General features: G+C 72.4%; 8 protein-coding genes. 5 read left to right on the forward strand and 3 right to left on the reverse strand.

The genetic code is table 11. The features are described 5' to 3' along the window. Positions 1 to 98: 98 nt before the first annotated feature. On the reverse strand, positions 99 to 1076 hold the full coding sequence (locus tag ACIOJE_RS17290; protein ID WP_400777013.1) for an ATP-grasp domain-containing protein: 978 nt from the start codon (positions 1074 to 1076) through the stop codon (positions 99 to 101). A 97-nt stretch (positions 1077 to 1173) separates the two neighbouring features. Between ACIOJE_RS17290 and ACIOJE_RS17295 the strand changes: the two genes are divergently transcribed. After that, positions 1174 to 1707, forward strand: a complete 534-nt coding sequence (locus ACIOJE_RS17295) for an NUDIX hydrolase (RefSeq protein ID WP_400777014.1) — start codon at positions 1174 to 1176, stop codon at positions 1705 to 1707. 93 nt (positions 1708 to 1800) lie between these two features. Here the strand turns inward: ACIOJE_RS17295 and ACIOJE_RS17300 are convergent, their stop codons facing one another. Both ACIOJE_RS17300 and ACIOJE_RS17305 read right to left on the reverse strand, forming a co-directional pair. Beyond that, positions 1801 to 3048 (reverse strand): hypothetical protein, encoded by a 1248-nt coding sequence (locus tag ACIOJE_RS17300; protein WP_400777016.1) that lies wholly within the window; start codon positions 3046 to 3048, stop codon positions 1801 to 1803. Between the two features lie 118 nt (positions 3049 to 3166). Then, positions 3167 to 4282 (reverse strand): ABC transporter substrate-binding protein, encoded by a 1116-nt coding sequence (locus ACIOJE_RS17305; protein ID WP_400777017.1) that lies wholly within the window; start codon positions 4280 to 4282, stop codon positions 3167 to 3169. A gap of 335 nt (positions 4283 to 4617) precedes the next feature. Between ACIOJE_RS17305 and ACIOJE_RS17310 the strand changes: the two genes are divergently transcribed. From ACIOJE_RS17310 to ACIOJE_RS17325, 4 genes are all read left to right on the forward strand, one after another. Then, positions 4618 to 6189: an APC family permease gene (locus ACIOJE_RS17310; RefSeq protein WP_280679781.1), complete on the forward strand. Its 1572-nt coding sequence runs from the start codon at positions 4618 to 4620 to the stop codon at positions 6187 to 6189. A 220-nt stretch (positions 6190 to 6409) separates the two neighbouring features. Continuing rightward, complete coding sequence (gene trpS / locus ACIOJE_RS17315; RefSeq protein WP_400777019.1) at positions 6410 to 7504, forward strand: tryptophan--tRNA ligase; 1095 nt, start codon at positions 6410 to 6412, stop codon at positions 7502 to 7504. Between the two features lie 193 nt (positions 7505 to 7697). Continuing rightward, on the forward strand, positions 7698 to 8654 hold the full coding sequence (locus tag ACIOJE_RS17320; RefSeq protein WP_400777021.1) for an LD-carboxypeptidase: 957 nt from the start codon (positions 7698 to 7700) through the stop codon (positions 8652 to 8654). 33 nt (positions 8655 to 8687) lie between these two features. After that, a complete protein-coding gene (locus ACIOJE_RS17325; RefSeq protein ID WP_400777023.1) occupies positions 8688 to 9362 on the forward strand; it encodes a nucleoside/nucleotide kinase family protein in 675 nt (224 codons plus the stop codon). Positions 9363 to 9733: the final 371 nt, after the last annotated feature.

Consider the following 9733-nt stretch of genomic DNA (forward strand, 5'->3'; position numbering starts at 1 on the left):
GCCCTGGGAGCCGCCTGGCGGGGCGTCGTGTGCGGGCGGGCGCGCCCGCCCGACCGCCGGGTGCGGCCCGCCACCTCCGGTCCGTCTTGTCCGGCCTGTCAGGCGGCGATCAGCGAGGCCAGCAGGCCGGAGGCGTCGATCCCGCGCGGGAGGTCGCTGACCTGCCCGTCCCCGACCTCGACCACCCGCCAGCCGGAGCCGTCGGCCCGGCTGGCGAGGTCGGTGGTGATGAAGCGGCAGCCGAGCGTCCGGACCAAGGACTGGACGCCGGTGAGGTCGGGTTCGACGGTGCGGTGCGGCGCGTCCGGGTGTGGCCCGACCAGGACGGGTTCGCCGTCCAGCCACCACACCCGCGCCTCCACGGCCCGCCCGTCCCCGCCGCCCGACCGGTCGTCCGAGCCACCGCCCAAGCCATCGTCCACTCCGTCGGCCGAGCCACTGCCCGAGCCACCGCCCGTGCCATCGGCCCGGCGCTCGAACTCCTCGTACCGCCGCAGCACCACCCCGCCGGCCAGGAACTCGCCCTGCAGCTCGACGAACCGCGCCACCACCCGCCAGACGGCCGCCGGATCGGCCAACTCGGGGATGAAACAGGCCTCGTGCCACTCGTGCTTGCGCGACTTCACATAGTCCTTGACGATCGCTGGCCCGCTCCCGCCGAGCCGCGCCACGGCGGCGGCCAGCTCCGCCGGCCCGGGCGCGACCGTGCCGGTGGTGGGGATCCACACGCTGGGCGGGGTCGCCCCCTCGAACACGCCGTACCAGCCGGGCAGTTCGTGTGCCGTCACATAGCCGGCCGCGCTGGTCAGCAGGGTGCCGCCGCGCATGGCGAGTGCGGTGGCGAAGCCGGCGTAGCGGTCGGACGGGAGCATCCAGCCCCGGTACCAGAGCGGACCACCGTCCCGGGGCACCTGCCGGACCGCCTCCTCGGCATGCCCGGCGAGCAGCGCGTCGTGGTCGACCAGGTGGTGCTCGCCGCCCAACTCCCGTAGCAGCCGGGCCTCCCAGGCGAAGTGCGGGTCGGGTCGGCGCGGGTTGAGCGGGTCGGCGGGGAAGAGGATCACGGGTACGGGCATGGCCGCCAGGGTAAGGCCCCGAGCGGGGCGGCGTCGGCGGCTTTCGTGGCGTCAAACCCGCTCGACGACCCGGCCGGGGTGCTGGGAGAGTGATCCGATGCGAAATCTGCTGAGACCCCGCACCCGCGTCCCCCGGCAGGCGGCTCGCACGGTCGTCCTGGACGAGAGCGGCTCGGTCTTCCTGCTCCGTTCGGACAACGACGAGGTCGGCGTCCACTGGACCATGCCGGGCGGCGGGTTGGAGCCCGGCGAGACCCCGTGGACCGGTGCCCGGCGCGAGCTCTGGGAGGAGACCGGTTGGAGCGACCTCGAACCCGGCCCGCTGCTCTGCACCTGGGAGCACGACTTCACCTGGCACGGCACTCCGGTGCGCCAGCACGAGCACATCTACCTCACCACCGGACCGCACCGCGGCCCGGTCGGTGACGTCAGCGCGGTGCACGCCGAGGACCGGATCCTCGACTGGCGTTGGTGGACCCCGGCCGACCTGGCCGATGAGAACGCCGATGCCCTCTGGCCGCCCCGACTGCCGGAGCTGCTGGACACCGTCCGCGAGGGCTGGGCCGTCGACGGCCGGATCCCGGTGCCCGTCGACCTCGGCTTTGTCCCGAACACCCCGGCCACCCGCTGACGGCCGCCTACTGACGCCCCTACGGGCGGCCGCCGGCCGGCCGACCGCACGGCTGACCGATGCCCGCCGCAGACGGGCCCCGAACGCACGCCCCTACGGGCGCCCGCCGCGTCGGACCCGCCCGGCCGGGCCGGACTCCCAGCCGTGCAGGTCCAGCTCCCGGTCGTGCAGCGCGCAAGGGTTCATGAGCACGGTCAGCTGCGCGTCGGCCAGCCGCTCGTAGGCGAGCCCGGTCGCGGACAGCAGTTGCTCGGTCGGCACCGAGACGGCGATGGCGGGGCGCCACGCGGGCAGCACGATCAGGCTGGTGCCGCGGCCGATCCGGACCGGCTTCGCAATCACCCGGACCGGTGCCCGCTCCTCCGGTCGCCCGACGGCCTCGGGCTGGTGCGGGCTGCCGCCGATCAGGATGCCGAGCGGTGTCTCGGCCCGCGCCACGTCGGGGTCGACGGCCGACGGTGCTGCCACCGGCTCGACGGCACCGGCGAGTTCACCCGTGCCCGGCGCGGCCGCCGCCGCCCAGGCCGCACCCGGGAGGTCGGTCGAGGCCGCAGGTGTGGCGGGCGCCGTGGATGCCGTCGCGGCCGTCGCGGATGCCGTCATGAAGGGCTCGGCCGCGGCCGTCTCCCGTGCGGTCGCCTCCTGCCCGGTTGCGGCGGCCTGCGGGTGCATCCGGCGCAGCCGGCGCGAAGGCGAGGGACGCCGGGAGCCGGTGGTCCGCAGTTCCTCGCGTGCCGCGCGCAGCACGGGAACGGCCCGGTCACCCTCCGGGAGGGCGGGCGGCCGGTGGAACCGGACGTACTCGGCCTCGACTCCGACGCCCGGAGCCCCGCCGTCGCCCGGGACGTCGGCACGGTTCGCGCCGTGCGCACCGCGTGCATCGTCCTCGTCGCCCTCGTCGCCCTCGCCGCCCTCGGCACCCTCGGCACTCTCGCCGAGCAGCGCCCGCACCTCCGAGACCGGCCGCCGGCACGCGGCCGCCAGTTCGGCGACCGAGCGGCCTTGGGCGCGCGCGGCCCGCAGCCGGTCGGCCAGCGCCGCCCGCAGCCGCGACGTGGTCGGATCGTCCGTCGCCGCCGGCTCGCCCGCCGCAGCAGCCGGGGTGCCCCCCGCCGCGCCCTCCCGTCCGCGCGGCTGCGGCACCGAGTCGTGGCGCGAGCCGCCGGCTTGGCGCGGTCCGCCGGCCGTACCGGACGGGGCGGAGCCCGGAGCGCAGCCCGGGCCGGTCTCGGCGGCCGTCGCGATGGAGCAGCGCGCGGCGGGCGGGGGCGCGGATCCGGCGCTGTCCCCGGGCGGGCCGGGCAGGGACGGGTCGGTTGCGGTGGGGTGGAGCGAGGTCATCGGCACGGGCCCTTCGGGGGACGGTCCCGATGATCCTCCCGCACCGCGCGACCAGCTCCAAGCATCAGTTCCGGGGGTGTGCGCGAGACCACCGCCCGTCCCTACCCCGTGTGTCGGCTCAAGTGCCGGGCGCGACGAAGCCCTTGAGGTCGACGAGCACCGCGTTGGCCGCCATGACGCCGAGCCCGAGGAACCAGGTCTCGTCCGAAACCGGCCGTGCCTGACCGGACTTGACCGCGCCGAGGGTCTTCCAGAGCGCGCCGCCGAGCACCGCGTCCTGGTTGGTGGAGCTCGGGGTGCCGTACACGCCGTAGAAGATCCAGTCGGCGTCGGCCTTGTCGATCTGCTCCGGGCTGATCTCCACCGCGAGTTCCTTGACCTGCTCGATCTTGGGCTGCGGCAGCGGTACGTCGGTGAGGATGGTGCCGATGAAGGACAGCTCGGCGTACAGCCGGGTGCGGCCGGGCATGAAGCGCAGCGGCGTGACGGTGGGCCGCTTGTCGCCGAGCTTGGTGCCGATCGCGGTGGCGGCCGCCTGGTACGCGTCGAGCTGGGCCTTGGCCTCCGCCTCCAGGCCGAACGGGCTGGCGTTGAGCTGGAAGTTCTGCTTCCAGGGGTAGCCGGGGCGCAGCGAGAAGACGGTCGGCGCGATCTTGGACAGCTGCGCGTACTGGTCCTGGGCGCGCAGCTGGCTGCCGAGGATCAGGTCGGGCTTGAGCGCGGCGATGGCCTCCAGGTTGAGGCTGTTGATGGTGCCGACGTTGGCCGGGTTGCCGGCCTTGTCCTTGAGGTAGGAGGGCAGGGACTTGGAGCCGTCGGTGTAGACGATGCCCACCGGCTGGATGCCGAGCGACACGACGTTGTCGAGCTCGCCGGTGTCCAGCACCACGACCCGGGTGGGCTTGGCGGGGATGACGGTCTCGCCCATGGCGTGCTTGACGGTGCGCGGGTAGACGCCGGGGGCGGCGTCGGTGCCGAAGCCCTTCATCTTCTCGATCACGGTGGCGTAGTCGTCGCCGCCCTGCTTGACCGACTTCTGGTCGGCCGAGGCGCCGCCGGATCCCGGCGTTGCGCCGCCGCTGCCGCCCGATCCGCCCGATCCGCCCGAGCTGCCGCAGGCGGTGAGCAGCCCGCCGAGGCCGAGTACCGCCCCGCCGGCGATCCCGGCGGAGAGGAACCTGCGGCGGGAGGGGGTGCGGGGGACGAGGGCCAGGCCGTCGGGGTTGGGGGCCACGCGACGCTCCTTCGCGGTCGAGGTTAGGTCGAGGTTAGGTGAGGCAAACCTATCCGACGCGCGAGGAGCGGGGTGCCGCGGGCCGTCCGGGCTGCGGGTCGAAATATCTCAAACCTTGACATAAGGGAGAAATTCTCTTGACCTCAACCCTTCGAAACAAAGGTACACGGGTTGACATGCCGTTAATGCGTCGCCCCGCATGGCCACTCCAAGAACGAATCGAAGCAAGTGGTTTAGATCACCAAGAGTTGGTCTACTCAACCTTCCATGCTCGCGCCTAGGGTGCGCTGGTGTTTGATCAGCAGCTCTCAGAGCACACAAGCAGCGGCCGGGCAATGGCGCCCGGCGCTCCGCAGGGTGCCCCGGTCAGTGGCATCAGTGGTGGAGTCCCCGACCAGGGGACGGCTGGGGGAGCGGGGGACAAGGGTCTACAGGGCAACTCGGTGGGCCTGTTGAGCAGTGTGGTCCTGGGCGTCTCCACGGTCGCCCCGGTCTACTGCCTGACCGCGACACTCGGGCCGACCGTCACCGCGGTCGGCGTGCAGATGCCGGCCGTGTTCCTGGCCGGCTTCCTGCCGATGCTGCTCGTCGCGTTCGCCTACAAGGAGCTGAACAAGGACTTCCCGGACTGCGGGACGTCCTTCACCTGGACGGTCAAGGCCTTCGGCCCCCGGGTCGGCTGGATGGCCGGCTGGGGCCTGACCGTGGCGACCATCATCGTGCTCTCCAACCTGGCCGGGGTCGCGACCGACTTCCTCTACCTGATGCTCGGTGAGATGACCGGCAGCAGCTGGGTCGCCGGGCTCGACCAGAACAAGGCCGTCCACCTGCTCACCGTCGTCCTGCTGATCGGCGGCGCCACCGCGATGAGCTACCGGGGGATGACGGCCACCAAGTGGTTCCAGTACAGCCTGGTCGGCCTCCAACTCGCCGTGCTGGTGCTGTTCTCGGTCATCGCCATCGCCAAGGCCGCCGCCGGCGACCTGCCCGACTCGATCGGCTTCTCGTTCTCCTGGCTGAACCCGCTCCAGGTCAGCTCCTTCAGCGCGTTCACCGCCGGCCTGTCGCTGTCGATCTTCATGTACTGGGGCTGGGACACCTGCCTCACCATGAACGAGGAGACCCTCGGCAGCGCCAAGACACCCGGCCGCGCCGCGATGATCTCCATGGTCACCCTGGTCGGCTCGTACCTGCTGGTCGCGATCGCCTCCCAGATGTTCGCGGGCGTCGGCTCCACCGGCTCCGGCCTCGGCAACCCCGAGACCGCCGACAACGTCTTCTCCGCGCTCGCCCGCCCGGTGCTCGGCTCGCCCTGGAGCATCCTGCTCTTCCTGGCCGTCGTCGCCAGCGCCGCCGCCAGCCTGCAGACCACCTTCATCCCGGTGGCCCGCACCCTGCTCGCGATGAGCGCCTACCGCGCCGTGCCGCCGCGCTTCGGTGCCGTCCACCCGCGCTTCCGCACGCCGGGGTACGCCACCGTCGCAGCCGGGATCGCCACCGCCGTCTTCTACGTCGGCATGAGCCTGATCAGCGAGAACGTCGTCCAGGACACCATCCTGGCGCTCGGCCTGATGATCTGCTTCTACTACGCGCTGACCGCGTTCGCCTGCGTCTGGTACTTCCGCCGCTCGCTGCGCGCCAGCTTGCGCGACCTGCTCCTCAAGGGCGCCGCTCCACTGCTCGGCGGCGTGCTGCTGAGCGCGGTCTTCCTGCAGACCCTCACCGACGCCTGGAGTCCGGACTACGGCAGCGGCGCCGTCTTCGGCATCGGCTCGGTGTTCGTCATCGGCGTCGGCATCCTGCTGCTCGGCGCCGTGCTGATGACCTGCTACGGCCTGGTGCGGCCGGAGTTCTTCCGCGGCGAGACGCTGCGCAAGGACACCCCCGCGTTGGTCGTCGAGGACTGAACCGACCACGGCGAGGACCGAACCGACCACGGCGCTGGCAACCGGCGCTATGCTCGAACGCATGAAGCTTCACACGGGCCTGTGCTGGTGGCCGTCCTAGGGACGGCCACCCCTCATGCTCGAACAGGGCCGTCCGGAATGGACGGCCCTGTTGCGTTTCCCATGGAACCGGGCCCCGCCCCGGACGGCCGCCACCGCCGCCGTACCGAGGAGACACCCGATGACCACCGCGACGACCACGACCACCGAGGCCGCGACCACCGCAACGAGCGAGACCACGACCGCCGAGACCGCGGCCTCCACCGCCACCTTCACCGCCGACCCGGCCACCCACCGCGTCCTCACCGGGGACCGCCCCACCGGACTGCTCCACCTCGGCCACTACTTCGGCACCCTGCGCAACCGCGTCCGACTGCAGAACCAGGGCGTCGAGATGTTCGTCGTGATCGCCGACTACCAGGTCATCACCGACCGGGACATCGCCGACCGGCTCGCCGAGCACACCGAGAACCTCGTCCTCGACTACCTCGCGGCCGGACTCGACCCCGACCACGCCACGATCTTCGCGCACAGCGCCGTCCCCGCTCTCAACCAGTTGCTCCTGCCCTTCCTCAGCCTGGTCAGCGTCGCCGAACTGAACCGGAACCCCACCGTCAAGGACGAGATCGCGCACTCCCGCCAGTCCGCCGTCAACGGGCTGATGTTCACCTATCCCGTCCACCAGGCCGCCGACATCCTCTTCTGCAAGGCGAATCTCGTCCCGGTCGGCCAGGACCAGCTGCCCCACCTCGAAGTCGCCCGCACCGTCGCCCGCCGCTTCAACGAGCGCTACCCGCATGTCGACGGTGGCGCCGTCTTCCCCGCTCCCCAGGCCCTGCTCTCCGACGCCCCGCTGCTGCTCGGCACCGACGGCGGCAAGATGAGCAAGAGCCGGGGCAACGCCATCCCGCTCGGCGCCACCGAGGACGAGACCGCCCGGGCCATCCGCGGTGCCATGACGGACGCCGACCGCCGGATCGACTACGACCCGGTCAACCGCCCCGAGGTCTCCGGTCTCCTCCTGCTCGCCGCGCTCTGCCAGGACCGCGCGCCCGAGGAGATCGCCGAGGAGATCGGCGACCGCGGCGCAGCCGCGCTCAAGCGCACCGTCACCGACTCCGTCAACGAGCACCTCCGCCCCCTGCGCACCCGCCGCGCCGAACTCGCCACCGACCGCGGACACCTGCGCCAGGTCCTGCGCGACGGGGCCGAACGAGCCAACGCCATCGCCGACGCCACCCTCGACGAGGTCAGGGCGGTGATGGGGGCGATCTGAAGAGCGGCCCCAGCGGCCCGAGCGACCCCGCGTCCGCGGCCCACTGACCCACCGACATCGACCTGTAGACGTCGGCCCACAGACGTCGACCCGCGGACACCGGTTCGCCGACACGGGGGCATATCGTCACCGGGCGGCCTCGACCACACCGAGGCCGCCCGTACCCGGCCTCCCCCGAAAGGTGACCCGGCCCATGGACCAGCACCCGACCACGCCCGGCCAGGGGCTGACCCGCCCGCCGCACCTACACCCCGGCGACCACATCGCCGTCGTCGCCCCCAGCGGCCCGATCGACCCCCAGCGGCTCACCGACGGCTGCGCGATCCTGCGCTCCTGGGGGCTGCGCGTCACCGTCGCCCGGCACGTCCTCGACACCCACCCCACCCTCGGCTACCTCGCCGGCACCGACGCCGACCGCGCCGCCGACCTCCAGTCCGCCTGGCTCGACCCCACCGTCGACGCCGTCATCTGCGCCCGCGGCGGCTACGGCGTCCACCGCATGGTCGACCTGCTCGACTGGGACGCCATGCGCGCCGCCTCGCCCAAGCCGTTCATCGGCTTCAGCGACGTCTCCTCCCTGCAGGAGGCCTTCGCCCAGCGCCTCGGCATCGCCACCCTGTACGGGCCGATGAGTGCGGCCGCCTCCTTCATCACCGACGGACCGACCGCCGAGCACCTGCGCCGCACCCTCTTCGAGCCCACGGCCACCACCGTGCTCACCTCACCCACCGCCACCGCCCTCGTCCCCGGCCGGGCCCGGGGCGTCACCGCGGGCGGCTGCGTGCACGTGCTCGCGGCCGAGCGCGGCACCCCCGCCGCCCGACCGTCCTACGCCGGCAGCATCCTGATCCTGGAAGACGTCAACGAGCACCCGTACCAGCTCGACCGGCTCCTCACCCAGTTCCTGCGCTCCGGAGCGTTCGACGGGGTCGCGGGCATCGCGCTCGGCTCCTGGGACGGCTGCGGGCGGCTCGACCGGGTCCGGGACGTCATGCTCGACCGTCTCGCCCCGCTCGGAATACCCGTCATCTGGGAACTCGGCTTCGGCCACTGCCCGTCCACGCTGACCGTCCCGCTCGGCGTCCCTGCCCTGCTCGACGCCGATGCCGGGACCCTCACCCTGGAGGTGCCCGCCCTCGCCGAGCGGTAAGGCCCGTGCCCGGGCGGTGAGTAGGGTGCGGCCATGAACGCGGACCGCCTCACCGTCCTCGCCCTCGGCTTCCTCGGGGGCCCGGGCAGCAACGCCCGTACGATCCTCGGACTTGTCGGCCCGCCCGCCGCCGGCAAGTCCACCCTGGCCCGGTACCTGGTCGCCGAGATCGAACGCGCCGCGGGTCCCGGCAGCGCCGCGTACGTGCCGCTCGACGGCTTCCACCTCTCCGCCGCCCAACTGGACCGCCTCGACCTGACCCACCGCAAGGGCGCCCCCGCCACCTTCGACGCCCACGGCTACGTCGCCCTGCTGCGCCGCATCGCCGCCGACCGCTTCCAGGACATCTACGTCCCCGACTTCGACCGGACGCTCGACGAACCGGTCGCCGCCCGGCACGTCGTCCGCCCCCAGACCCGCCTCGTCATCACCGAGGGCAACTACCTCGCCTCCACCGACACCCCGTGGCCGGACGCCCGCCGCCTGCTGCGCGAGCTCTGGTACGTGGACACCGACGACGCCCTCCGCGAGGAGCGCCTGCTCCGCCGCCACCGCGACGGCGGCCGCGACGAGGCCACCGCCCGCCGCTGGGTCACCGGCAACGACCACCCCAACGGCGAGTACGTGAAGGCCGGCCGCTCGCTCTGCACCCGGACCGTCCCCGGAATCGGTTTGCCCGAGACGCCGGACGGGGGTAGTGTTCTCTAGTCGCTCGGCAGGGAGCACCGGACACGCGTCTGCGCGGACGGTCCCGGGGCGGCCAATCCTTCGAAACACCACTTCCCGGTTCGGGCTGGGTCGCGTCTTGTCGCGTCTCGGTTCTTATTCGGCGTGCTCGTTTTATTGGGTTGCGGTCGGATTCGCTTTTCGGAGCGGGGATCGGCTAGAGTTTGAAACGTCGGACGGGGCGTCAAACCCCGGAAGGCACCGGCGAGTTGGATGACGAAGCCCCGGAAAACGGAGCGGAAAACATCTGATAAGCTGGAAACACGAAAGAACGAAGCGCCCGGAGGGCCCGCTGGAAGGCGGTCCGAAGGAAGTGTCCGTTCCTTGAGAACTCAACAGCGTGCCAAAAGTCA

It is taken from the genome of Kitasatospora sp. NPDC087861, from assembly GCF_044742585.1.
In the GTDB taxonomy this organism is placed as follows: domain Bacteria; phylum Actinomycetota; class Actinomycetes; order Streptomycetales; family Streptomycetaceae; genus Kitasatospora.

Bases quoted from the DNA above. Each gene is read 5' to 3' on its own strand.
- ACIOJE_RS17290 (WP_400777013.1), bottom strand. From the start codon at position 1,076: ATGCCCGTACCCGTGATCCTCTTCCCCGCCGACCCGCTCAACCCGCGC.
- ACIOJE_RS17295 (WP_400777014.1), top strand. From the start codon at position 1,174: ATGCGAAATCTGCTGAGACCCCGCACCCGCGTCCCCCGGCAGGCGGCT.
- ACIOJE_RS17300 (WP_400777016.1), bottom strand. From the start codon at position 3,048: ATGACCTCGCTCCACCCCACCGCAACCGACCCGTCCCTGCCCGGCCCG.
- ACIOJE_RS17310 (WP_280679781.1), top strand. From the start codon at position 4,618: ATGGCGCCCGGCGCTCCGCAGGGTGCCCCGGTCAGTGGCATCAGTGGT.
- trpS (WP_400777019.1), top strand. From the start codon at position 6,410: ATGACCACCGCGACGACCACGACCACCGAGGCCGCGACCACCGCAACG.
- ACIOJE_RS17320 (WP_400777021.1), top strand. From the start codon at position 7,698: ATGGACCAGCACCCGACCACGCCCGGCCAGGGGCTGACCCGCCCGCCG.
- ACIOJE_RS17325 (WP_400777023.1), top strand. From the start codon at position 8,688: ATGAACGCGGACCGCCTCACCGTCCTCGCCCTCGGCTTCCTCGGGGGC.